22 protein-coding genes are annotated in these 22,009 nt (G+C 66.0%); 14 read left to right on the top strand and 8 right to left on the bottom strand.

Going from position 1 to position 22,009, the window contains the following annotated elements:
* Positions 1-53: 53 nt before the first annotated feature.
* The 5 genes from Q0907_RS16710 to ykgO all read right to left on the bottom strand — a co-directional run bounded on the left by Q0907_RS16710 (position 54) and on the right by ykgO (position 4,075).
* Entirely contained in the window at positions 54-1,361 is a 1,308-nt protein-coding gene (locus Q0907_RS16710) for an MFS transporter (protein WP_299346933.1), read from the bottom strand.
* Between the two features lie 4 nt (positions 1,362-1,365).
* Positions 1,366-2,331: an aldo/keto reductase gene (locus Q0907_RS16715; protein ID WP_299346935.1), complete on the bottom strand. Its 966-nt coding sequence runs from the start codon at positions 2,329-2,331 to the stop codon at positions 1,366-1,368.
* Positions 2,332-2,456: 125 nt separating this feature from the next.
* Positions 2,457-3,488, bottom strand: coding sequence for an agmatine deiminase family protein (locus Q0907_RS16720; protein ID WP_299346936.1), 1,032 nt, complete (start codon positions 3,486-3,488; stop codon positions 2,457-2,459).
* Positions 3,489-3,514: 26 nt separating this feature from the next.
* Positions 3,515-3,841 carry a hypothetical protein gene (locus Q0907_RS16725; RefSeq protein ID WP_299346938.1) on the bottom strand — a complete coding sequence of 109 codons (327 nt, stop codon included), beginning with the start codon at positions 3,839-3,841 and terminating at the stop codon, positions 3,515-3,517.
* A 108-nt stretch (positions 3,842-3,949) separates the two neighbouring features.
* Positions 3,950-4,075: a type B 50S ribosomal protein L36 gene (gene ykgO, locus Q0907_RS16730; protein ID WP_010342887.1), complete on the bottom strand. Its 126-nt coding sequence runs from the start codon at positions 4,073-4,075 to the stop codon at positions 3,950-3,952.
* Between the two features lie 162 nt (positions 4,076-4,237).
* On the opposite strand from ykgO, the gene cmk reads away from it, so the two are divergent.
* The 10 genes from cmk (at position 4,238) to Q0907_RS16780 (ending at position 14,174) form a co-directional block, all read left to right on the top strand.
* A complete protein-coding gene (gene cmk / locus Q0907_RS16735) occupies positions 4,238-4,915 on the top strand; it encodes a (d)CMP kinase (protein WP_296282345.1) in 678 nt (225 codons plus the stop codon).
* 151 nt (positions 4,916-5,066) lie between these two features.
* On the top strand, positions 5,067-6,758 hold the full coding sequence (gene rpsA / locus Q0907_RS16740) for a 30S ribosomal protein S1 (protein WP_192267958.1): 1,692 nt from the start codon (positions 5,067-5,069) through the stop codon (positions 6,756-6,758).
* A gap of 97 nt (positions 6,759-6,855) precedes the next feature.
* Positions 6,856-7,161 (top strand): integration host factor subunit beta, encoded by a 306-nt coding sequence (locus tag Q0907_RS16745; RefSeq protein WP_296282341.1) that lies wholly within the window; start codon positions 6,856-6,858, stop codon positions 7,159-7,161.
* Positions 7,162-7,232: 71 nt separating this feature from the next.
* Positions 7,233-7,520, top strand: coding sequence for a lipopolysaccharide assembly protein LapA domain-containing protein (locus Q0907_RS16750; RefSeq protein ID WP_299346941.1), 288 nt, complete (start codon positions 7,233-7,235; stop codon positions 7,518-7,520).
* 4 nt (positions 7,521-7,524) lie between these two features.
* A complete protein-coding gene (gene lapB, locus Q0907_RS16755) occupies positions 7,525-8,703 on the top strand; it encodes a lipopolysaccharide assembly protein LapB (protein WP_299346943.1) in 1,179 nt (392 codons plus the stop codon).
* On the top strand, positions 8,703-9,674 hold the full coding sequence (locus Q0907_RS16760) for a lipopolysaccharide biosynthesis protein (protein WP_299346945.1): 972 nt from the start codon (positions 8,703-8,705) through the stop codon (positions 9,672-9,674). Before lapB ends, Q0907_RS16760 begins: the two co-directional genes overlap by 1 nt.
* An 18-nt stretch (positions 9,675-9,692) precedes the next feature.
* Positions 9,693-11,606, top strand: a complete 1,914-nt coding sequence (locus Q0907_RS16765) for a nucleoside-diphosphate sugar epimerase/dehydratase (protein ID WP_299346947.1) — start codon at positions 9,693-9,695, stop codon at positions 11,604-11,606.
* Positions 11,603-12,505: a UTP--glucose-1-phosphate uridylyltransferase GalU gene (gene galU, locus Q0907_RS16770; protein ID WP_296282334.1), complete on the top strand. Its 903-nt coding sequence runs from the start codon at positions 11,603-11,605 to the stop codon at positions 12,503-12,505. The genes Q0907_RS16765 and galU overlap by 4 nt, the downstream gene beginning before the upstream one ends.
* A gap of 32 nt (positions 12,506-12,537) precedes the next feature.
* Positions 12,538-13,833 carry an FAD-binding oxidoreductase gene (locus Q0907_RS16775; RefSeq protein ID WP_299346949.1) on the top strand — a complete coding sequence of 432 codons (1,296 nt, stop codon included), beginning with the start codon at positions 12,538-12,540 and terminating at the stop codon, positions 13,831-13,833.
* Positions 13,830-14,174, top strand: a complete 345-nt coding sequence (locus Q0907_RS16780) for a tRNA-binding protein (RefSeq protein ID WP_299346951.1) — start codon at positions 13,830-13,832, stop codon at positions 14,172-14,174. Before Q0907_RS16775 ends, Q0907_RS16780 begins: the two co-directional genes overlap by 4 nt.
* A 66-nt stretch (positions 14,175-14,240) precedes the next feature.
* On the opposite strand, the gene Q0907_RS16785 is transcribed toward Q0907_RS16780, so the two are convergent.
* The 3 genes from Q0907_RS16785 to Q0907_RS16795 are packed head-to-tail and all read right to left on the bottom strand — an operon-like array spanning position 14,241 to position 18,500.
* Complete coding sequence (locus Q0907_RS16785) at positions 14,241-15,446, bottom strand: acetyl-CoA C-acyltransferase (RefSeq protein ID WP_299346953.1); 1,206 nt, start codon at positions 15,444-15,446, stop codon at positions 14,241-14,243.
* A gap of 26 nt (positions 15,447-15,472) precedes the next feature.
* Positions 15,473-17,845 carry a 3-hydroxyacyl-CoA dehydrogenase/enoyl-CoA hydratase family protein gene (locus Q0907_RS16790; protein WP_299346955.1) on the bottom strand — a complete coding sequence of 791 codons (2,373 nt, stop codon included), beginning with the start codon at positions 17,843-17,845 and terminating at the stop codon, positions 15,473-15,475.
* Between the two features lie 25 nt (positions 17,846-17,870).
* A complete protein-coding gene (locus Q0907_RS16795) occupies positions 17,871-18,500 on the bottom strand; it encodes a TetR/AcrR family transcriptional regulator (RefSeq protein ID WP_296282326.1) in 630 nt (209 codons plus the stop codon).
* 219 nt (positions 18,501-18,719) lie between these two features.
* Between Q0907_RS16795 and ndk the strand changes: the two genes are divergently transcribed.
* Genes ndk through Q0907_RS16815 form a run of 4 tightly spaced genes read left to right on the top strand, consistent with a single transcriptional unit; the run spans position 18,720 to position 22,005 of the window.
* Entirely contained in the window at positions 18,720-19,145 is a 426-nt protein-coding gene (ndk, locus tag Q0907_RS16800; RefSeq protein WP_299346957.1) for a nucleoside-diphosphate kinase, read from the top strand.
* A gap of 10 nt (positions 19,146-19,155) precedes the next feature.
* A complete protein-coding gene (gene rlmN, locus Q0907_RS16805) occupies positions 19,156-20,379 on the top strand; it encodes a 23S rRNA (adenine(2503)-C(2))-methyltransferase RlmN (RefSeq protein ID WP_299346959.1) in 1,224 nt (407 codons plus the stop codon).
* Positions 20,369-21,190: a type IV pilus biogenesis/stability protein PilW gene (pilW, locus tag Q0907_RS16810; RefSeq protein ID WP_299346960.1), complete on the top strand. Its 822-nt coding sequence runs from the start codon at positions 20,369-20,371 to the stop codon at positions 21,188-21,190. Before rlmN ends, pilW begins: the two co-directional genes overlap by 11 nt.
* Entirely contained in the window at positions 21,187-22,005 is an 819-nt protein-coding gene (locus Q0907_RS16815) for a helix-turn-helix domain-containing protein (RefSeq protein WP_299346962.1), read from the top strand. The genes pilW and Q0907_RS16815 overlap by 4 nt, the downstream gene beginning before the upstream one ends.
* The last annotated feature ends 4 nt before the right edge of the window (positions 22,006-22,009 follow it).

Below are 22,009 nucleotides of genomic sequence, written 5' to 3' on the forward strand. Positions count from 1 at the left end.
CATGGTAACGCGTCCACCGTGACGGCAGGCGTCCCGGGCGTGAATACGCGCGCTCAGGGGGTGCCGCCCGCCGCTTCCCGTTGCTTCTGCCGCCGGCCAAGCGCCACCCCGGTGATCGCCCATGCCATGGCAACTCCCGCACCGATGAACATCGCGGCGGCCGGATGGTCGGCCAGTACGTCCAGCGCGCGCTTCAGCCAGCCGCTCAGCGCATCGCCGCCGCGGTAGACGACGGTGTCGATGAAGTTCTTCGCCTTGTATTTCTGCTCGGCGGGCACGACGGTATAGAGCATCTCGCGTCCGGGACGCACGAAGGCATATTCGCCCGCGCGCCGCACCACCATCACCACCACGAAGACCGCGAATACCGGTGCCAGCGCCAGCCACAGGAAGCCCGCCGCGACCACGACGGGCACGGCCACCAGCAGCACACCGACCCCCAGCTTCTGCGCAACACGCCCGGTGATGAACAACTGGCTGAGAATGGCCAGCGTCTGCACGACGGTGTCGATCAGGCCGAAGACCTGGGTCTGCTCCTCCTTGTCGGCGAAACGCTCGGCGACCAGCTTGGCCTGTTCGAAATAGAGGAACGTGGTCACGGTCGCCAGCAACAGCACGAACAGTGCAATACCCGCCAGGTAGGGCGAGCGGAACACCGCGGTCGCGCCGGCGAAGGGATTTCCACCGAGCGGCTGGCGCCGGTGTTCCGCCGAACTGATGCCTGCGGGCAACGGGTGGCGATCGCGCCAGCGGTGCAGCCAGGTCGCAGTGGCTGCGCTGGCGCCGATCAGCAGCGCAGACAGCAGCATCAGGCCGCCGTGTCCCAGCGGCTTCACCATCAGCGTGGTCATCAGCGGACCCACCAGGCCGCCCAGGCTCGCGCCGGTGGCGATCAGGGCGAACAGGCGCTTGGCTTCGTGGCTCTCCATCACGTCGGCGAGCACGCTCCACGCCAGCGAGATCATCAGCAGGTTGATGACCGACACCCAGATGTAGAAGGTGCGCGCCAGCCAGACGTCCTCCGGCTGCGCCAGCATCGCCGCGCCATAGCCGAGCAGGCTGGCCACGACCATGCCGAATACCCACGGCACGATGCGCCGGCGGGAAACCTTCGATGCGATCCACCCGTACAACGGAAGTACCGCGAGGGTGGCGACGAAGGTGCCGGTGAACAGCCACTGCAGGTTGTCGACGCCGCCCGCGACGCCCATCGTTTCGCGGATCGGCCGCAGCATGAAGTAGCCGGCGAACAGCAGGAAGAACATCGCCAGCCCCGCGCCGACCACGGGTGCTTCGTGGTCGCGGACGTTGAAGACGCGGGCAAGCCAGGCGGAGATGCCTTGCGCGGGAGGCGAAGGCATGCGCTCAGGCCACGGCAGCGATCAGGGCGTCGCGCTGGGCCGCGGTCAGGTCGGGACCGATGCCTGCCCTCAGGTTGTCGGTTTGCCGGTCCGGTTTGCCGGTGGCGGGAATGACGGCCGTCACGGCAGGGGGGCTGAGCGCGAACTTCAGGAACGCCTGTGCCCACGAGCCGACGCCTGCGTCGACCAGGGCCGCGGGGACGGGCTTGTCCTTCACCTGCGCAAACAGCTTTCCGTCCTCGAACGCACGGTTGATGAGGACGGCCACGCCCAGGTCCTGCGCCAGCGGCAGCACGCGCGTCTCCGCACCGCGGCTGGCGACCGAGTAGTTGATCTGGAGGAAGTCAGGCTTCTCCGCCTGCACGACGTTGGCGAGCTCGTCCTGCGCGCGCTCGACGTAATGGGTGACACCCACGTACTTCACCTTGCCCTGCGCCTTCAACTCGCGTGCCACGGCCATCTGCGTCTTCAGGTCGCCCAGGTTGTGGACCTGCAGCAGCGCGACCTTGTCGGTCTTCAGGCGACGCAGCGTGTCCTGGAACTGCGCGATACCCGCCGCGCGCCCGCTCACGCCGGACAATTTGGTGGCCAGCCAGGCCCTGCCGGTCAGGTTCTGCTCCGCCAGCAGCGCCCCCATCACGTCCTCGGCGACGCTGTAGGTGGGCGCGGTATCGATCAGGGTGGCGCCGGCGGCGAAGAACCGCTTCAGTACCTCGCGCAGCGGGTCCAGTTCCGCGGCGCTCTGGCCCACTTCAAAGCTGCCGGAGGTGCCCATGCCGATGACGGGGATGCGCTCGCCGGTCGACGGGATGGCACGGGTGTTCAGGGGTGCTGGTGCGGTCGGCGTCGTGGCCGATGCCGGCTTGGCCCCGCCCACGCCGCCGGCCTGTGCCGTATCGCGGCAGGCGGCCAGGCCCATGCCTGCCGTGGCCAGCGCGGTGCTTGTCAGGAACTTGCGTCGTGAATACACGGCCGTCTCCTCGCTCAAGGGGAAACGGTGGTTATCCGGGATCGTGTGAGGCGAGATGTAAACGAAGCGTTCAATCTGCGCCCAACTGATGTCACGGTGCCACGAACCGTGGCGCCTTCGCTCAGTCAGCCGATCAGTCCTGAAGGCAACTGCATGGTGATGCAGTGCAGGCTGCCGTTCTGCCAGATCAGCGCGCGGCACGGCACCTGCACGATCTCACGGTCCGGATACGCCTGCGCCAGGACTTCGGCGGCGATATCGTCGGCGGGGTCGCCGTAGGCCGGCATCAACACCGCGCCATTGATGATCAGATAGTTCGCGTACGACGCCGCCAGGCGACGCCCACCGTCGATCACGGGCTGTGCCCAAGGAAGCGGGAACGTGCGATAGGCATGGCCATCCGCCGTGCGCAGCGCGGCGATGTCGGTTGCCATGGCCTGCAGCTCGGCGAAATGCACGTCGCCGGCATCGTCGCACGCCTGGTAGACGATGGCGTCGCCCGGTGCGAAGCGGGCGAGGGTATCGATGTGGGCGTCGGTGTCATCGCCCTCCAGATAGCCATGGTCCAGCCACAGCACGCGGTCCTGTCGCAGCCAGCCCGTCAACTTGGCGGTCAGCTCATCCCGAGACGCGGCAGGGTGGCGTTCGTGCAGGCATTGCCAAGTCGTGAGCAGGGTGCCTGCGCCATCCGTTTCGATAGCGCCACCTTCCAAAGCAAAATCAATACTTTGGACGAAATAGTTGTGAAATAGCTGCATGCCGGACAACTCGCCGACCAGGCGATCATCGCGACGGGCTTCGTACTTCCCGCCCCAGCCGGTGAAGCGGAAGTCGAGCAGCTTGAAACGGCCCCCGTCCCGCAGCGTGATGGGGCCGGAATCGCGCAGCCAGGTATCGTCGTACTCGGCCGGCACGAAGCGCACGTTCGCCATCTCCACGCGCGCGGAACGCAGCCGGGCTTCGGCATAGGTCTGCAGGTCGTCGTCTGCGACGCAGATCAGCACGGGCTGGAAACGGGTGATCGCGGCCACCAGGGCGACGTAGGTTTCCTCCACGTCGGCGAGGCGGTCGGCCCAGTCGGTCTCGGCATGCGGCCAGGCGATCAGGATCGCGGACTGGGGCTCCCACTCCGCAGGGAAGCGATAGGCATCTGTCATCGGATTGCAGGGTGCGCGGGCACCGGTCAGCGGATGGGAGGCTTCGGGCCGACTTCTTCGGCGGACGCCTTGTTGAGCACCACGTCGATGACGCGGCTCTTCTCGAAGTACACGGTGAAACCCGGATAGACCCAGCGATGGATCACCGGCCACTGGCGCTTCTGTCCGCCCCGGGGCTCCAGCTTCTGCTGGGGCGTGCCGAAGCGGGCTTCGACGTCAGCGGCCGACTGCCCCCGCACGGGCGCGGCGGCAGGTTGTTCCTGGGCGCGTTCGATCAGCAGCGTATCGGCGGACACCGGGCCTGCGAGGCCGAGCAGGGCGATCAACGGAAGTGCGAGGGCGCGACGGCTCATGGTGGAACTCCCCTGGATGATCTGCCTTTTATAACAAAAGGCAGGTAACAAAAAACCGCCCGAAGGCGGCTTTCCGTGCATTGCCGGCCGGAGCCGGCAGCGCCGTTCTCAGCGCTGGCGCGCCTTGAAACGGGGGTTGGACTTGCAGATCACGAAGACCTTGCCGCGGCGGCGGACCACCTTGCAGTCGCGGTGACGGGCCTTCGCCGACTTCAGGGAGGACAGGACCTTCATGAGTTGAAACCTCGGCGTAAAAGAATATGGGGTAAAGCGAAGCCCGCTATTCTAGCGGCAATTCCGCTGGCTTATCAAGCGGTTGCGGAGGGTGCCGGCGTGCCGTGCGTTCCGGGGCGTTCCAGGGGGCGCCATAATGAGCGGAAACCGCCTGGAGTTCCCATGTCCGATACCGCTCCCGTCCTCACCATCGATGGCCCCTCCGGGGCCGGCAAGGGTACCGTGAGCCGGCTCGCCGCGGCCCGGCTTGGCTGGCACTATCTCGATTCGGGCGCGCTGTATCGCGCCGTCGGCGTGGCGGCCAGTTGGGCGGACCTCGATATTTCGGATCCGGCGGCCCTGGTCAGGTGCGCCTTCGATACCCGGGTGAGCTTCCGGGAGTCGGAGCAGGGATTGAGGGTGATCGTCGACGATCTGGATGCCACCGACGAGCTTCGTCTTGAAACCACGGGCGCCCTCGCGTCCGCCATCGCCGCCATTCCCGAGGTCCGCTCGGCCCTGAAGGAGCGGCAGCGGGCGTTCCGGCAGATGCCGGGGCTGGTCGCCGATGGCCGGGACATGGGAACGGTGATCTTCCCGGATGCTCCCTACAAGGTCTTCCTGACGGCCAGTGCCGACGAACGGGCGGAAAGGCGGTATAAGCAGTTGAAAGACAAAGGGGTTTCCGTCACAATCGACGGTCTGCTTCGCGAGATCCTCGCCCGTGACGCCCGTGACGCCCAGCGCACGGTGGCGCCCCTGAGGCCGGCCGACGACGCCGTCCTCATCGACACCACCGGCCTCGGCATCGACGCGGTCGTCGAGCGCGTGCTGGCCCTGGTGCCTGCACGCGCAGGTTAGGTCCCGCGCTGCAGAAGGCTCGCGCCGCATCCGTGGCGCGTTTTTCCAACCACAACACTCACGGCCATACGCAATCCCGCGCCGGCCGACAACGGGTGGACCTTGTGCACGTCCGTGCGCAGGTCTGTTTCATCAACCGAGTATTTTTTCAATGACCGAATCATTTGCCGAACTGTTTGAACAGAGCCAGACCCAACTGGCCAAGCTGAAGCCGGGCGCGATCGTCACCGGCGTCGTCGTGGAAGTCCGCAACGACGTCGTGGTGATCAACGCCGGCCTGAAGTCCGAAGGCATCGTGCCGATCGAACAGTTCCGGAACGACGCCGGCGAAATCGACGTGGGCGTGGGCGACGAAGTGAAGGTGGCCCTCGACTCGATCGAGAACGGCTTCGGCGAAACCGTCCTCTCGCGCGAGAAGGCCAAGCGCGCCATGGTGTGGGACGAGCTGGAGCAGGCGCTGGAGAAGAACGAGACCATCACCGGCCGCATCAGCGGCAAGGTCAAGGGTGGTTTCACCGTCGACATCAAGGACGTCCGCGCATTCCTGCCGGGCTCGCTGGTCGACGTGCGCCCCGTGCGCGACCCGGGCTACCTGGAAGGCAAGGAGCTGGAGTTCAAGCTCATCAAGCTGGATCGCAAGCGCAACAATGTGGTCGTCTCCCGCCGTGCGGTGGTCGAGAGCGAGCATTCGGAAGAGCGCGAGCAGCTGATGGACAAGCTGCAGGAAGGCGTGGTGCTGAAGGGTGTGGTCAAGAACCTCACCGACTACGGCGCGTTCGTCGACCTGGGCGGCATCGATGGCCTGCTGCACATCACCGACATGGCATGGAAGCGCGTGCGTCATCCGTCCGAAGTCGTGGAAGTCGGCCAGGAGCTGGATGTCCGCGTGCTGAAGTACGACCGTGAGCGCAATCGCGTCTCGCTGGGCCTGAAGCAGCTGGGCGAGGATCCGTGGGACAACATCGCGCGTCGTTACCCGGCCAACAGCCGCGTGTTCGGCAAGGTCTCCAACGTCACCGATTACGGCGCGTTCGTCGAGATCGAGCCGGGCGTCGAAGGCCTGGTGCACGTGTCCGAGATGGATTGGACCAACAAGAACGTCAACCCGTCCAAGGTCGTGCAGGTCGGTGACGAAGTCGAAGTGATGGTGCTGGACGTGGATGAAGAGCGTCGCCGCATCTCGCTGGGCATGAAGCAGGTCGCCGCCAATCCGTGGGAGACCTTCGCGGCCACCCACAAGAAGAACGACAAGGTGTCCGGCCAGATCAAGTCGATCACCGACTTCGGCATCTTCATCGGCCTGGACGGCGGCATCGACGGCCTGATCCACCTGTCGGACATCAGCTGGAACACCACCGGCGAAGACATCGTGCGCAACTTCAAGAAGGGCGACACGCTGGAAGCCGTCGTGCTGGCCGTTGATCCGGAGCGCGAGCGAATCAGCCTGGGCGTGAAGCAGCTGGAGCAGGATCCGTTCGGCCAGTACATGGCGGCGCATCCGAAGGGCTCGAAGGTCGAAGGTACAGTGAAGGAAGTGGACGCCAAGGGCGCCACGGTCGAGCTGGCCGACGGCATCGAAGGCTACGTGATGGCGCGCGACATCAGCTACGACCGCGTGGACGACGCCAGCCAGCACCTGAAGGTCGGCGACAAGGTCGAAGCCAAGTTCATCGGCATGGACCGCAAGGGCCGCACGCTGCAGCTGTCGATCAAGGCGAAGGACGAAGCCGAGACGGCCGAAGCGCTGGCCGAGTACAACAAGTCGGCCGCCGAAGCCTCCACCGGTACCACCAGCCTGGGCGCGCTGCTGCGTGCACAGCTGGACGGTGGCAAATCCGAGTAAACGGCTCGCGCCGTTGCACGGCCCTCAGCAGTAACGTTCCCCGCCGGCCCGGAAATCCCGGGCCGGCGCGGGCACATCCGCCCGAATTCCGCACGCGATGACCAAATCCGAACTCATCGAGATCCTCAGCCGCCGCCAGCCGCACCTCAAGGCCGAGGATGTGGATCTGGCCGTCAAGGCACTGCTGGAGATGATGGGTGGCGCCCTGTCGCAGGGCGACCGCATCGAGATCCGCGGCTTCGGAAGCTTTTCGCTGCACTACCGTCCGCCGCGCATGGGCCGCAACCCCAAGACGGGAGAATCGGTCGCGCTGCCGGCCAAGCACGTTCCCCACTTCAAGCCGGGCAAGGAGCTGCGCGAACGCGTCAGCGACGTCACCCCGATCGAAGAGGCGGGGGAGTAGCACGTCGCCGGGCACGTGTCGTGGCCTGCCGACTCCGTTAAGCTAGGCGCCGTCCTGCAAGGAGTCGCCTGATGAACATGTTCCGCCTGGTCGTCGCTCTGTTGTTCCTGGCCTACGGACTCATCATCGGTGTGCTCAATACACAGCCGATCACGCTGAAACTCCTGTTCACAGAATTCCATACGTCGTCCGGCGTGGGCATCATGCTGTCCCTCCTGCTCGGCGTCGTGGTGGGCGGGCTCATCGTGCTCGCCACCCTGGTATGGCCGCTGTACGCGAAGCTCAGGAAGGCGACCCGCGCCCAGCCCCCCGTGACGAATGCAGCGGGAACGTCGTTGCCCCCGGATGGCGGTGCCTGAGCCCATGGCGTTCCTCACCGAATGGTTCTGGTTCTTCCTCTTCCTGCCGCTGGCCGCGCTCAGCGGCTGGATCATCGGTCGACGCGGTGGCCAGCGGCATGGCGACACCCAGGTCAGCCGCCTGTCCAGCACCTATTTCCGCGGCCTCAATTACCTGCTCAACGAACAGCCCGACAAGGCGATTGAGCTGTTCCTGCACATCGCTGAGCTGGACAAGGAAACGTTCGAGACCCAGGTCGCATTGGGGCACCTGTTCCGCAGGCGGGGCGAAGTCGATCGCGCCATCCGCCTTCACCAGGGACTCGTACAGCGTGCCGACCTGAGTGATGCGCAGCGCGTCCAGGCGTTGCTGGCCCTGGGTGAGGACTACATGCGGTCCGGCCTGCTGGATCGTGCTGAAACCGTCTTTACCGACCTGGCCCGGATCGACCAGCGCGCGCCTCAGGCGCTCAAGCACCTGATCGGCATCTACCAGGCAGAACGCGACTGGGAGAAGGCGATCGACAACGCGCGCCGCTACGAGGAAGTCACTGCGGAACCGATGGGAAAGCTGGTCGCCCAGTTCGAGTGCGAACTCGCCGAGCGGCATCGCACGGCAAACAACATCGACGATGCCCGGGCCGCGGTCGCCCGCGCGTACCAGGCCGATGCGGGCAGCGTGCGTGCCGGCATCATCGAAGGGCGTATCGAAGCCGATGCAGGCAATGCCGAAGCCGCCATCCGCGCGTTCGAGCGTGCCGCCCGCCATGACGCCGATTACCTGCCGGAGGTCCTGCCCAGCCTGCTGGAAAGTTACGACCAGGTAGGCGACCTGTCCGGCGCGCGCGCTTTCCTCTCGGAGATGTGCGAGCACTACCGTGGCATCGCGCCGGTCCTCGCATTGACGAAGCTCGTCGAACGCCAGGAGGGCGTTGCCGCCGCGCGCGCCTACCTGGCGCGCCAGCTGAAGGATCGGCCGTCGGTCCGCGGCGAGGCGTCGCTGATCGACCTGACGCTGGCCGAGGGCGCCGACCCCGCAGCCACGTTGCACGACCTGAAGCACATCACCGACCAGTTGCTGGTACGCAATCCGAGCTACCGCTGCACGCGCTGCGGGTTCGGCGCCCGCACGCACCACTGGCAGTGCCCCAGCTGCAAGGAATGGGGCACGGTCAAGCCCTTGTTGAATTACGCGGTGGTCTGATGCGGGACCTGTTCGTCTGGCTGGCCTTGCCCGCGCTGGGTGCGGCCGTCGCCACGTGGTGGGCGCGCCGTTATGCGCTGCGTGGCAACCTGATGGACCAGCCGGGAGAGCGTCGCAGCCATGCGGTGGCCACGCCTCGCGGGGGTGGCATCGCGATCGTGCTGGTCGTGTTCGCCGCGGGTGTCTATCTGGCCTGGCAGTCGGCGTCCCTGGGCGCGTTGTGGATCGGCTTCCTGCCGGGGTTGCTGATCGTGGCCGGTATCGGGTGGTGGGACGACCATCGTCCGCTGTCGCCCTGGTTGCGCCTAGCGGTTCAGGCGATTGCGGCCGCGATGCTCGCGGTTGGCGTGGCGTGGCAGTCCGGCCATTGGCTTCCTGCGGTGATCGTGTTCGGTTCGGCGATGGTGCTGGTCAACGTCTGGAACTTCATGGACGGCATCAATGGCCTGGCGGCGAGTCAGGCCGCCATTGCCGCTGTGGCGTACGCCGGGCTGTTGGCAGGGGAATGGCGGTGGCTGGCGCTGGCCCTGCTCGCGGGTTGTCTGGGCTTCCTGCCTTTCAACTTCCCCCGCGCCCGCATTTTTCTAGGGGATGTGGGCAGCGGTGCGTTGGGGTACGCGTTGGCCGGGCTGGCCGCGGCGGCGCTGATCGCATTGCCCCCTGTGAACGCCCCCCTCCTGCTACTGCCGCTGTGCGCCTTTCTCGTCGACGCGGGCTTCACGCTGATGGGGCGCATGCTGCGCGGCGAGCGGTGGTGGACACCGCATGTCGGGCACCTGTATCAACAGGCGGCGCGGCGATATGGACATTCGGCTGTCACCACGGTTTACATGGCGTTCGGTGGCGTTAGCTTATTGTTAAGCTGTGCGCTGTCAGGGTCGGTCACTTCGGCGCCTGTCCTCGCCTTCATCATGCTGTACGCGCTGGGCGGGGCACTTTGGTTTTCATTGCGCCGGGGATGGCGCGATTAGTATCAGGAGAGGGAACTGATGGAATCCTGGCGGGACCGACTGAGCGGCTTCATGCCGCGCGCCCTCGTGGCGGCACATGACCTGGCCATGGTGTGGCTGTGCTGGCAGGTCCTGCATCGATTCCGTTACGCCATGCTGGCGCACGCCCCCGACTTCCCGCTGTGGTCCAACGAAATCGCGGTCGTCCTGCTGGCTCAGGGTGCCGTTTTCTGGTGGATGGGGCTGTACCGGGGCCTGTGGCGTTTTGCCAGCCTGCCGGACCTCTGGAACATCGTGAAGGCGTGCGCGCTGGGGTTCCTGGGCGTGGTGCTTGGCCTGTTCTTCTACAACCGTTTCGGCTCCACGCCGCGTGCCGTGCTGGGCTTCTATCCTTTTGCCCTCGTGGGATTCCTCGGTCTGCCCCGCCTGGCCTATCGCGCCTGGAAGGACAGCCAGGTCCAGCGCAGCAACGAGAGCGCCTCGCGCGTTCTGGTCCTGGGGGCGGGGCGGGCCGGCGAGGCGCTGGTCCGCGAACTCCGCCGGACCGGTGTCTACCATCCGGTGGCGTTCCTGGATGATGCAGCGCGGCTCCATGGCTCCAAATTGCTCGGCATCCCGGTACTGGGTGGCCTGGAGAATGCAGCGGCGGTCGCGCGGGAAACGGCGGCGCGGATGCTGGTGATCGCCATGCCGTCCCTGGATGCACCGTCCATGCAGCGCGTGGTCGCGATCTGCGAGAGCACCGGTTTGCCGTTCCGCATGGTGCCCCGCCTGGTGAATGTCCTGGAAGGGCAGTCCATGCCGGGTGACCTCAAGGAAGTGGCGATCGAGGACCTGCTGGGCCGCAAGTCCGTCACGCCCGACTGGAAGCTGATCCGGGGCTGGCTGGGGGGACGGACGGTCATGGTGACCGGCGCCGGTGGCTCCATCGGTTCGGAGCTCTGCCGCCAGTGCGCCCGACACGGTGCCCAGCGGATTGCGCTGGTCGAGATCGACGAACTCGCGCTCATCACCATCCAGGGCGATCTGCGGCGCGCCTTTCCCGATCTCGAAGTGTTGCCGGTGCTCGGCAACTGCGGAGATCCCGCGGTCATCGCGCACGCCTTGCGCGTGGCGGAACCCGATGCGGTCTTCCATGCCGCAGCCTACAAGCAAGTGCCCTTGCTGGAAGGGCATCTGCGGGAAGCCATCGGCAACAATGTGCTGGCGACGGAAACCGTGGCGCGCGCCTGCCGCGAGGCGGGCGTGGGCACCTTCGTGCTGATCTCGACGGACAAGGCGGTGGACCCGGTCAACGTGCTCGGCGCGACCAAACGGCTGGCCGAGATGGCCTGCCAGGCGCTGGATGATGCGCGTTCCACCACGCGCTACGTCACCGTCCGCTTCGGCAACGTGCTGGATTCCGCCGGCAGCGTGGTGCCCCTGTTCCGCGAGCAGATCCGCAAGGGCGGGCCGGTCACCGTGACCGATCCCGACGTCACGCGCTATTTCATGACGATCCCGGAGGCCTGCCAGCTGATCCTGCAGGCGGCGTCGGGTGCGGCGCATGCATCCATCTATACCCTGGACATGGGCGATCCGGTGCCGATTCGCCTGCTGGCCGAACAGATGATCCGACTGGCGGGCAAGCAGCCGGGACGGGATATCGCCATCGTCTACACCGGCCTGCGTCCGGGCGAGAAGCTGCACGAGACGCTGTTCCACGCGGATGAGCGCTACCAGCCCACCTCCCACTCGAAGATCATGAAGGCGCTGGCGCGCGACGTGTCGCCGGAATTCCTCGATCTGGCGATACAGCGCCTGCGCGCCGCGCATGCACGCTACGACACAACCGAGCTGGGTGAAGTGCTGCGCGTGGCCGTGCCCGAGTTCGCCCCGCTGTCAAACGAACAGGACGAAGCGTCGGCTAATATCGTGGTCTTCCCAGGCCGCGACGCGCGCAGGACCCGATGACCCGAGCCCGAATCCGAAAGGCCGTGTTCCCCGTGGCGGGGCTCGGCACCCGCTTCCTGCCCGCCACCAAGACGGTGCCCAAGGAAATGCTGCCGATCATCGATCGGCCGTTGATCCAGTACGCCGTGGACGAAGCGATCGAGGCCGGGTGCGACACGCTGGTCTTCGTCACGAACCGTTACAAGCATGCGGTCGCCGATTACTTCGACAAGGCCTACGAACTCGAGCAGAAGCTGGAGCGCGCAGGCAAGGCCGAGCAACTGGAGCTGGTGCGCAACGTGCTGCCGCCGCACGTCCGCGCCGTCTTCGTCACGCAGGCCGAAGCGCTGGGACTGGGGCATGCGGTGTTGTGTGCCAAGCCCATCATCGGCGACGAGCCTTTCGCCGTGCTGCTGCCGGACGATCTGATCTGGAATCGCGGCCCGGGCGCGCTCAAGCAGATGGCCGATGCCGCGGAGGCGAGCGGAAGCAGCGTCATCGCGGTGCAGGACGTGCCGCGGGAACAGACCGGCAGCTATGGCATCGTGGCGACCGACGCCTTCTCGGGACGGGAGGGGCGCATCAGCGCCATTGTCGAGAAGCCCAAGCCCGATGTCGCGCCCAGTACGCTGGCCGTCGTGGGCCGGTATGTGCTCGATGCGCGCATCTTCTCCCTGCTGGAGAGCACGACGCCCGGCGCGGGTGGCGAAATACAGCTGACCGACGCCATCGCCGCGCTGCTGGCCGAGAAGCCGGTCCATGCGTACCGCTTCCAGGGCACGCGATTCGATTGCGGTACGCACATCGGCCTTATCGAAGCCACCATCCGTTATGCGCTCGACCACGAAAAGCTCAGCGACGCGGCGCGTGACACCATGCAGCGCGCATTGAACGAGCTCGGCGTTCGGGATCTGGGCTGACCGTACTCAAGGGGCGTCGGGAGACGGGCAAGGTGCTTTCGGCCGGCAATTACTACGCGGCGACCGCGGGCTCGCCCCCGCCGTTGCCGACGTTGGGTTCGCGCACCGAGGCCTCGGTCTGCGTGATCGGGGCCGGCTTCGCAGGACTCAACACGGCCCTGGGCCTTGCCGAGCGCGGCACGGAGAATGTCGTGTTGCTGGAAGCGGACACCCCGGCCTTTGGCGCGTCCGGGCGCAACGGCGGCTTTGTGTTCGCAGGCTTTTCCCGTGGCGAAGCCTCACTGGTGCGCGACCTGGGCCAGGCACGCGCTAAAGCGCTCTACGCCGGCACCACCGGGGCGGTGGAGCTGGTTCGCAGACGCATGGTGCGCCACGGGATCGAATGCGACGACACGCAGGCCGGCATCATCTGGGCGAACTGGTTCCGCGACCAGAATGTACTGAAGCAGCGTCAGGCATTGCTGGCGCAGGCGTTCGGACGTGACTGGCAATGGCGGGATCGTGACCAGGTACGCCGCGACCTTTTGACGGATCGGTACCACGATGCCCTGTTCGAACCGCAGGCGTTCCACTTCCATCCGTTGAAGTACGCGAACGGGCTCGTACGGGTGGCGACGGCGCAAGGCGTCTCGATCTTCGCCCGGTCGCCCGCGACATCGCTTGAGCGCGCCGGTGAGGGTTGGCGCATCACCACGCCGTCGGGCAGCGTCGAGGCCCGGCATGTCGTGCTGGCATGCGGTGGTTATCTCGCGGGCCTGCATCGTCGGGTCGATGCCGGCGTGCTGCCGATCGCCACGTACGTGATGGTCACCACGCCGTTGGGCGCGCGCATGGGCGAGGCGATGCGCACGCGCGCCGCGGTCTACGACACCCGTTTCGCATTCGACTACTACCGGCCGTTGCCGGACTCGCGCCTGTTGTGGGGAGGCCGCATCTCGGTCCTGGACCGTTCGCCCCACGCGGTGAAACGCCTGCTGTACCGCGACATGCTCAAGGTGTTCCCACAGCTCGATGGCGTCGAGGTCGACTACGCGTGGTCGGGGCTGATGAGCTACGCCCGTCACGAGATGCCGCAGATCGGTCAGGTGGAACCCGGTCTGTGGGTCGCGCAGGCCTTCGGGGGGCATGGTGTGGCGCCCACCACGCTCGCAGGCGAGCTTATTGCCGCTGCCATCGCGGAAGGCGACGAGCGCTGGCGCTCGTTCTCCGGCTACGGACTCGTGTCGGCCATGAAGCCCGCCGGCTTCCTGGGAGCCCAGCTGAGTTACTGGTGGGCGGAGGCGAAGGACGCCTGGAAGGCCCGCCGTGAAAAGGGGACAAAGGCATGAGTGCGCCGGAAGACGTCATCGGCTGGGATGACTTCATGCGTGTGCACCTGTGCGCGGGAACCGTGCTGCGGGTCGAGCCGTTTCCCGAAGCGCGCAAACCCGCGTGGAAGGTATGGGTCGACTTCGGCCCCCACGGTGTGAAGAAGACCAGCGCGCAGATCAGGGGTCTGTATGCGCCAGAAGACCTCGCGGGACGACAGATCGTCGGTGTCATCAATTTCCCGCCCAAGCAGATCGGGCCGTTCTTCTCGGAATTCCTGTTGACGGGATTCCCGACCGACGAGGGTGTGGTGGTGACGACGATCGAGCGCCCGGTGCCGGATGGAACCCGAATGGCGTGAGCGTGCTTCACGGCAAAGAAATGGCGCCTTGCGGCGCCATTTCCATTTCTGCCTTGAAGACGCGGCTTACAGCGATTCGAAGATCCCTGCTGCACCCATGCCCGTACCGATGCACATGGTGACCATGCCGTACTTCTTCTGGTGGCGACGCATGCCGTGCACGATCGTTGCGGTGCGGATGGCGCCGGTGGCACCCAGCGGGTGGCCCAGGGCGATCGCGCCGCCGAGCGGGTTGATCTTCGAGGCATCCAGTTCGCTGTCACGGATCACGGCCAGTGCCTGCGCGGCAAAGGCTTCGTTGAGTTCGATCCAGTCCAACTGGTCCTTCGTCAGGCCTGCCTGCTTCAGGGCCTTCGGAATCGCCGCAATCGGGCCGATGCCCATCACTTCCGGGCGCACGCCGGCGACCGAGAAGCTGACGAAGCGTGCCAGCGGAGTCAGACCGTAATCCTTGATCGCCTGCTCGGAGGCGAGCAGCACGCCGGCTGCACCGTCGCTCATCTGCGACGACGTGCCCGCGGTGACGGTGCCGCCGAACTGCGGGTTGCGGAACACGGTACGCAGCTTCGCCAGGCCCTCCAGCGAAGTATCGGCGCGCGGGCCCTCGTCCTGTTCGACCAGCAGCTTCTTCAGGCGCACCGTGTTGCCGGCGAGGTCTGGCTGGCGCGAGATCACTTCATAGGCGCTGATCTCGTCCCGGAACTCGCCCGCGGCCTGCGCTGCCAGGGCCTTCTGGTGCGAAGCCACGGCAAACGCATCCTGGTCTTCGCGCGAGATCTTCCACTCTTCCGCCACTTTCTCGGCGGTGATGCCCATGCCGTAGGCGATGGCCACGTGGTCGTTGTCGAACACGCTGGGCGCCATGGCGATCTTGTTGCCCATCATCGGCACCATGCTCATGCTCTCGGTACCGCCGGCGAGCATCAGGTCGGCATTGCCGAGCCGGATCTGGTCCGCCGCCATCGCCACGGCCTGCAGGCCGGACGAGCAGAAGCGGTTGATGGTCTGCGCAGCGATCGTGTTCGGCAGGCCGGCCAACAGCAGGCCGATGCGCGCCACGTTCATGCCTTGCTCCGCTTCCGGCATCGCGCAGCCGATGATCGCGTCGTCGATGCGATTGACGTCGATGCCCGGGGCCTGCGCCACGACCGACTTCAGCACGTGCGCCAGCATGTCGTCCGGGCGGGTGTTGCGGAACACGCCCTTGGGCGCCTTGCCGACCGGTGTGCGGGTGGCGGCGACGATATAGGCTTCTTGTACTTGCTTGCTCATGTCTCGGTGTCCTGTGTCGTCGTCGGTCAGTTACGCAGCGGCTTGCCGGTCTTCAGCATGTGCGCGATGCGGGCCTGGGTCTTTTCCTGCTGGGCCAGTTCGACGAAGTGCTTGCGTTCCAGCGTGAGCAGCCACTCCTCGTCGACCACAGCGCCGCGATCCACTTCGCCCCCGCACAGCACGGTGGCGATGCGAACCGCGATCTCGTAGTCGTACGGGCTGATGAAGCGGCCTTCCAGCATGTTCACCAGCATCATCTTGAAGGTGGCGATGCCGACGTCGCCGGCCACCTGGATGCGGCGGGCGGGCAGGGGCGGGCGGTAGCCGGTCTCGGCCAGCGCCAGCGCTTCCTGCTTGGCGATGTGGAGCAGCTCGTAGGCATTGAAGGCGACCTTGTCGCCCGCGCGCATCAGGCCCAGTTCCTTGGCCTCGACGGCGGAGGCGGAGACCTTGGCCATTGCGATGGTTTCGAAGGTCTTCTTCAATTCGGCGAAGACGTCGCCGCCCGGACCGGCGGCTTGCGACGCCCGTACGGCGAGTTCCTTCAGGCCACCGCCGGCGGGCAGCAGACCCACGCCCGCTTCGACCAGGCCGATGTAGCTTTCGAGGTGCGCCACGGTGCGCGCACTGTGCATCTGGAATTCGCAGCCACCGCCCAGGGCGAGACCACGCACGGCGGCCACGACCGGCACCAGCGAGTACTTGATGGCCTGGCTGGTGGCCTGGAAGTTGGCCACCATCGCTTCGAACTCGGCGATCTTGCCGGCCTGCAGCGCGCCCAGCGCACCGGCCAGATCGGCGCCGGCGGAGAAGGGCTCCTTCGGCTGCCAGATCACCAGGCCCTTGAAGCGACGCTCGGCGATCGCGACCGATTCCTGCACACCGGCCAGCACCGCGTCGGACACTGTGTGCATCTTGGTCTTGAAGCTGATCACGCCGATGCCGTCGCCGTCGGTCCAGAGGCGGACACCGTCATTCTCGAAGACGGTCTCGCCCTGCGGGAACACTTCGCCCAGCAGCGGATCCGGGAAACGCTGGCGCTGGTACACCGGCAGGGCGGAGCGCGGAAGCTTGGCATTCTTCGCGGGGCTGTAGCTGCCTTCGGGGGCATGCACGCCCTCGCGGCCGTCGAACACCCAGTTCGGCAGCGGGGCGCTGCTCATGGCCTTGCCGGCCACGATGTCGTCGGCGATCCACTGGGCGATCTGTTTCCAACCGGCGGCCTGCCAGGTCTCGAACGGCCCCAGCGACCAGCCGTAGCCCCAGCGGATGGCCAGGTCGACGTCGCGCGCAGTCTCGGCAATGTCGGCGAGGTGGTAGGCGCTGTAGTGGAACAGGTCCCGGAACACCGCCCAAAGGAACTGCGCCTGCGGGTGCTGGCTCTCGCGCAGCTTCGCGAACTTCTCGGCCGGGTTCTTGATCTTCAGGATCTCGACCACCTCCGGCGCCGCGGTGCGGTCGGACGCGCGGTAGTCCTGCTTCTCCAGGTCGAGGACCACGATGTCCTTGCCGACCTTGCGGAAGATGCCGGCACCGGTCTTCTGGCCCAGCGCGCCCTTGGCGATAAGGGCCTCGAGCCACTTCGGGGACTTGAAGTAGGCGTGCCACGGATCGTCCGGCAGGGTGTCGGCCATCGTCTTGATGACGTGGGCCATGGTGTCCAGTCCGACGACATCCGAGGTGCGATAGGTCGCCGACTTCGGCCGGCCGATCAGCGGACCGGTGACTGCGTCCACTTCGTCGAAGCCCAGCTTGAACTCACCGGTGTGGTGGGCCGTGGCCAGAATCGAGAACACGCCAATGCGGTTGCCGATGAAGTTCGGGGTGTCCTTGGCGTACACGACGCCCTTGCCGAGGGTGGTGGTGAGGAAGGTCTCGAGGCCTTCCAGCACCGAGGCGTCGGTGGACTTCGCCGGGATCAGCTCGGCCAGGTGCATGTAGCGGGGCGGGTTGAAGAAATGCACGCCACAGAAGCGATGGCGGAGTTGTTCGGGAAGGACTTCCGCCAGCTTGTTGATGCCCAGGCCCGAGGTGTTGCTGGCCAGGACGGCGTGGTCGGCCACGAACGGCGCGATCTTCCTGTACAGGTCCTGCTTCCAGTCCATGCGTTCGGCGATCGCTTCGATGATCAGGTCGCAGCCCTTGAGGTGCTCCAGGCCGGTCTCATAGTTCGCAGGGGTGATCGCTTCCGCCAGCGACTTGCTGGCGAGAGGCGCGGGGCTGAGCTTGGCCAGGTTGGCGATGGCTTTATGCACGATGCCGTCGGGATGGCCGTCCTTGGCGGGCAGGTCGAACAGCACGGTGTCGACGCCGGCATTGGTCAGGTGCGCGGCGATCTGGGCGCCCATCACGCCGGCGCCCAGCACGGCCGCCTTGCGAACTAGCAGGGGGTTGGACATGGAATTTCCTCGGATTGCGGGGGTGTCAGGTGTGGTCGGCGCGCAGGCCGGCCTCGGCGAAGCGGATGAGTTCGCGGGCGGCGCGTTCACGATGCGCCGCCTCGGTCACGCCCGTGGGGCGCTTGATCAGGCCGAAATCGGCCATGGCGTAGGTCAGGGCGCCGGAGAAGAAGTCCAATCTCCAGTACAGCTCTTCCTTGCTCAGGCCCGGCACGCAGGCGGCGATGGCCTTGCCGAATTCACGCAACACGTGGCCGTAATGATCGGAAAGGAACTTCCGCAGGCCATCGTTCTTCTCGGCGTAGGCGCGGGCGATCACGCGCACGAAGGCCCCGCCGCCGTGGCGGTCCTGGGCGAGGGCCAGGGCCGGTTCGACGAACGCCGCCAGGATGGGCTCCAGTGCACCCGGGTGTTCGACGAGCGCTTTTTCCAGCAGCGTCAGGCGCGCAGCGGTCATGTCGTCCATGCGGCGGCGGAAGACCTCATTGACCAGGTTCTCCTTGCTGCCGAAATGGTAGTTGACCGCGGCGATATTGACGTCCGCGCGGCTGGTGACCTGCCGCAGGGACGTGCCTGCGAACCCGTGCTGGGCGAACAGCTCTTCCGCTGCGCCCAGGATCCGCTCCTTGGTGGAAAAATGCGTGGTGCCGCCCATGACGCCTCCGGGACTGAATCAAACGCTTGTTTGACTCATTGTCGGTGGGACGACCGGGCCTGTCATGCTGCGCGGCAGCAATTCCTCCCCGGGCGGCTGCAAGCCGCGGCCGGATACGTTAGAATCTCGCTACGCTTTCTGGTCTAAGCCCGCGTTTCGACGCGGGTTTTTCATGTTAACCTCGGGTCTTCAGTGGCCCGCCCAACGGAGATAATCCCCATGGCGCTGGAGCGCACCCTGTCGATCGTCAAGCCCGATGCCGTCGCCAAGAACGTCATCGGCGAAATCTATGCCCGTTTCGAAAAGAACGGCCTGAAGATCGTCGCCTCGAAGATGAAGCACCTGTCGCGTCGTGAAGCGGAAGGCTTCTACGCCGTCCACCGCGAGCGTCCGTTCTTCAACGCGCTGGTCGAGTTCATGATCTCCGGCCCGGTCGCCATCCAGGTGCTGGAAGGCGAGAACGCCGTTCTGAAGCATCGCGACATCCTCGGCGCGACCAATCCGAAGGAAGCTGCGCCGGGCACGATCCGCGCCGACTTCGCCGATTCGATCGACGCCAATGCCGCGCACGGTTCGGACTCGGTCGAGAACGCCAACATCGAGATCGCATACTTCTTCGCCGCTACTGAAGTGTTCTCGCGCTGAGCGACATGCGATGAGCAGCCACGAACTTCCGCCGATCGAGTTGAAACTGGCCACGGACGCTCCGTCCGTGGCCATCGGCGTGCCCGTGTCTGCGAAGCAGAACCTGATGGACCTTGACCGCGAAGGACTGGAGCAGTTCTTCGTCGGCAAGCTCGGCGAGCAGAAGTTCCGCGCGCACCAGGTGATGAAATGGATCCACCATCGGTACGTCACCGATTTCGATCAGATGACCGATCTCGGCAAGAAGCTGCGCGCGAAACTGCAGGAACATGCCGAGGTCGTCGTACCGCAGGTGGTGTTCGACAAGCCCTCGTCGGATGGCACCCACAAGTGGCTGCTGGGTATGGGCGTGGACGGCAAGAACGCCGTCGAAACCGTCTATATCCCCGACAAGAACCGCGGCACGCTGTGCGTGTCGTCGCAGGTGGGTTGTGGCCTCAACTGTACGTTCTGCTCGACGGCCACGCAGGGATTCAACCGCAACCTCACCACCGCCGAGATCATCGGCCAGGTATGGGTGACGGCGCGGCATCTGGGCAACGTGCCTGCGCAGAACCGTCGCCTCACCAATGTGGTGATGATGGGGATGGGCGAACCGCTGCTCAACTTCGACAACGTCGTGCGCGCGATGAACATCATGCGCGACGACCTGGGTTATGGCTTGGCGAGCAAGCGCGTTACGCTCTCGACGTCCGGCCTGGTGCCGATGATCGATCGTCTGTCCACCGAAACCGACGTGTCGCTGGCCGTCTCGCTGCATGCGCCGAACGACGCGCTGCGTGAACAACTGGTGCCGCTCAACAGGAAGTACCCGATCGCCGAGCTGATGGCGTCCTGTGTGCGCTACCTGCTTGCGAACAAGAAGCGCGATTCGGTGACGTTCGAATACACCCTGATGAAAGGCGTGAACGACCAGCCCGAACACGCGCGCCAGCTCGCGCAGCTGATGCGCAAGTTCAGCAACGCGGCGCAGTTGAAGGACGCCGGCAAGGTCAATCTCATCCCGTTCAATCCATTCCCCGGAACGCGCTACGAGCGCGCGCCGGAAGAAGACATCCGTGCGTTCCAGAAGCTGCTGCTCGACGCGCAGGTGCTTACGATGGTGCGCAGGACGCGCGGCGACGACATCGATGCCGCCTGCGGTCAGCTGAAGGGACAGGTGATGGATCGCACGCGCCGCCAGGCCGAGTTCCGGCGCCAGCTGCAGGAACAGGGCATCGACGATGCGGCATAAGGCGCTCTGCCTGCTGCTGATTCCCATCCTGCTGGCGACCGCCTGCAGCCGCCTGACCTTCGTTCGCCCGAAAGGCAAGATGGGCCAGTTGGCGGGTCAGGAAGAGGTAGAGGACTACGCGGTTCGGGACAGTCCCGAGGTCAAGCGCCGGCAGGCAGTTCACACGATCCTTGCCCGTTCGATGCAACGGTTGCAGGCAGGCGAGTTCGAGGCTGCCGGGAAGGAAGCCCGCGCCGCGCTGAAGCTCGATCCGGGTTCGGCGGATGCGCTTACCCTCCTGGCCGTGAGCGAGGATCGCCAGGGGCGCCTGCAGAGTGCAGGGGAGCTCTATCGGCGTGCGGCTGACGTGGCGCCCCGCGATGGGTCGACACAGAACAACTATGGCACTTGGCTGTGCGCGAACGGATTTGCGGCGGAGTCGCTCGTCTGGTTCGATCGTGCGGTCCAGGCGCCCGGCTATGCGACACCGGCCGCCGCACTGGCGAACGCCGGAAGCTGCGCGCTGAAGGCGGGCCAAGTGGAGCGCGCGTCGCGTGACCTGCGTCAATCGCTGGCCATGGATTCCGCGAACGCCGTGTCGCTGGAAGCCATGGCCGAGCTCGAGTTCCGTCGCCAGCAGTACCTGTCGGCCCGCGCGTTCGTGGAGCGCAGGCTTGCGGCTGGCCCGGCCAGCCCGGCGGTGTTGAAACTCGCATCACAAATTGAAGAAAGACTCGGCGACAAGGCCGCTGCCAGTCGATATGTTCAGCGGATTCGGGCGGAGTTCCCCGACGCGCAGGACGTCAATTCTGGGGGAAATGCAGGGCCATGATGCAATCGGTAGTCGGGGATGTGTCTCCGTCGCAGGGGTGCGGCGAGGCGTTGAAGCAGGCACGCGAGCAGGCCGGCCTGTCGGTTCAGGAGGCCAGTACGCGGCTCAAGATGCCGGTGAAGGTGCTTCAGGCGCTCGAGGCCGGCCAGTGGGAGCAGTCCGGTGGCGCGGTGTTCGTGCGCGGGCAATTGCGCAGCTATGGCCGACTTCTGAAGGTGGACGTCGAGCCGTTCCTGCAGCAGGCGGACGCCGTCGTGTCCAGGCCGGCCGAACTGGTCAGCCATTCGCACACGCCCCGCGTCCAGTACATGTTCGAGAGTTTCAAGCGGCGTGCCGTCTATGTCGTGTTGACCCTGGTGATCGCCACCCCGGTGTGGATGGCGCTGCGACCCACTGCGGGGCCTGGCCCCGATGCGGCAACGGCCTCGCTGGAGGTCGTTCCGGCATCCAACCGCTCCGGTGGAGCAGGCGCAGAGGTTTCTGCGCCCGCCAGTCGGCCGCAGGCTGCGCCTTATGTCGCGTCCCTGACTCCGGTGCCGCGCGCTACGCCGTCATGGTTGACCTTGACGTTCAAGGGCGACAGCTGGGTGGAAGTGAACGCACCCGACGGTCGCAAGGTCGAGCACGCATTGCTGCGTGCAGGCGAAGAGCGTCGTTATGCGCAGGGCGAAGTCGGGCGCGTAAAACTGGGCGACGCGACGGCGGTCGAGGTTCAGCAAGCCGGGAGTACGGTGGACTTGGCGCCGTACCAGCGAGCGAACGTTGCACGCTTTACGGTATCCTCTGAGGGTTCCCTGGCGCCGGTCGTTGACTGACCCG

It is taken from the genome of uncultured Pseudoxanthomonas sp., assembly GCF_947498795.1.
Lineage (GTDB): Bacteria > Pseudomonadota > Gammaproteobacteria > Xanthomonadales > Xanthomonadaceae > Pseudoxanthomonas_A.

Bases quoted from the DNA above. Each gene is read 5' to 3' on its own strand.
- Q0907_RS16790 (WP_299346955.1), bottom strand. From the start codon at position 17,845: ATGTCCAACCCCCTGCTAGTTCGCAAGGCGGCCGTGCTGGGCGCCGGC.
- Q0907_RS16745 (WP_296282341.1), top strand. From the start codon at position 6,856: ATGACCAAATCCGAACTCATCGAGATCCTCAGCCGCCGCCAGCCGCAC.
- cmk (WP_296282345.1), top strand. From the start codon at position 4,238: ATGTCCGATACCGCTCCCGTCCTCACCATCGATGGCCCCTCCGGGGCC.
- pilW (WP_299346960.1), top strand. From the start codon at position 20,369: ATGCGGCATAAGGCGCTCTGCCTGCTGCTGATTCCCATCCTGCTGGCG.
- Q0907_RS16780 (WP_299346951.1), top strand. From the start codon at position 13,830: ATGAGTGCGCCGGAAGACGTCATCGGCTGGGATGACTTCATGCGTGTG.
- Q0907_RS16725 (WP_299346938.1), bottom strand. From the start codon at position 3,841: ATGAGCCGTCGCGCCCTCGCACTTCCGTTGATCGCCCTGCTCGGCCTC.
- Q0907_RS16785 (WP_299346953.1), bottom strand. From the start codon at position 15,446: ATGAGCAAGCAAGTACAAGAAGCCTATATCGTCGCCGCCACCCGCACA.
- Q0907_RS16765 (WP_299346947.1), top strand. From the start codon at position 9,693: ATGGAATCCTGGCGGGACCGACTGAGCGGCTTCATGCCGCGCGCCCTC.
- Q0907_RS16795 (WP_296282326.1), bottom strand. From the start codon at position 18,500: ATGGGCGGCACCACGCATTTTTCCACCAAGGAGCGGATCCTGGGCGCA.
- Q0907_RS16710 (WP_299346933.1), bottom strand. From the start codon at position 1,361: ATGCCTTCGCCTCCCGCGCAAGGCATCTCCGCCTGGCTTGCCCGCGTC.
- lapB (WP_299346943.1), top strand. From the start codon at position 7,525: ATGGCGTTCCTCACCGAATGGTTCTGGTTCTTCCTCTTCCTGCCGCTG.
- rlmN (WP_299346959.1), top strand. From the start codon at position 19,156: ATGAGCAGCCACGAACTTCCGCCGATCGAGTTGAAACTGGCCACGGAC.
- Q0907_RS16760 (WP_299346945.1), top strand. From the start codon at position 8,703: ATGCGGGACCTGTTCGTCTGGCTGGCCTTGCCCGCGCTGGGTGCGGCC.
- ykgO (WP_010342887.1), bottom strand. From the start codon at position 4,075: ATGAAGGTCCTGTCCTCCCTGAAGTCGGCGAAGGCCCGTCACCGCGAC.
- Q0907_RS16815 (WP_299346962.1), top strand. From the start codon at position 21,187: ATGATGCAATCGGTAGTCGGGGATGTGTCTCCGTCGCAGGGGTGCGGC.
- Q0907_RS16750 (WP_299346941.1), top strand. From the start codon at position 7,233: ATGAACATGTTCCGCCTGGTCGTCGCTCTGTTGTTCCTGGCCTACGGA.
- ndk (WP_299346957.1), top strand. From the start codon at position 18,720: ATGGCGCTGGAGCGCACCCTGTCGATCGTCAAGCCCGATGCCGTCGCC.
- galU (WP_296282334.1), top strand. From the start codon at position 11,603: ATGACCCGAGCCCGAATCCGAAAGGCCGTGTTCCCCGTGGCGGGGCTC.
- Q0907_RS16720 (WP_299346936.1), bottom strand. From the start codon at position 3,488: ATGACAGATGCCTATCGCTTCCCTGCGGAGTGGGAGCCCCAGTCCGCG.
- rpsA (WP_192267958.1), top strand. From the start codon at position 5,067: ATGACCGAATCATTTGCCGAACTGTTTGAACAGAGCCAGACCCAACTG.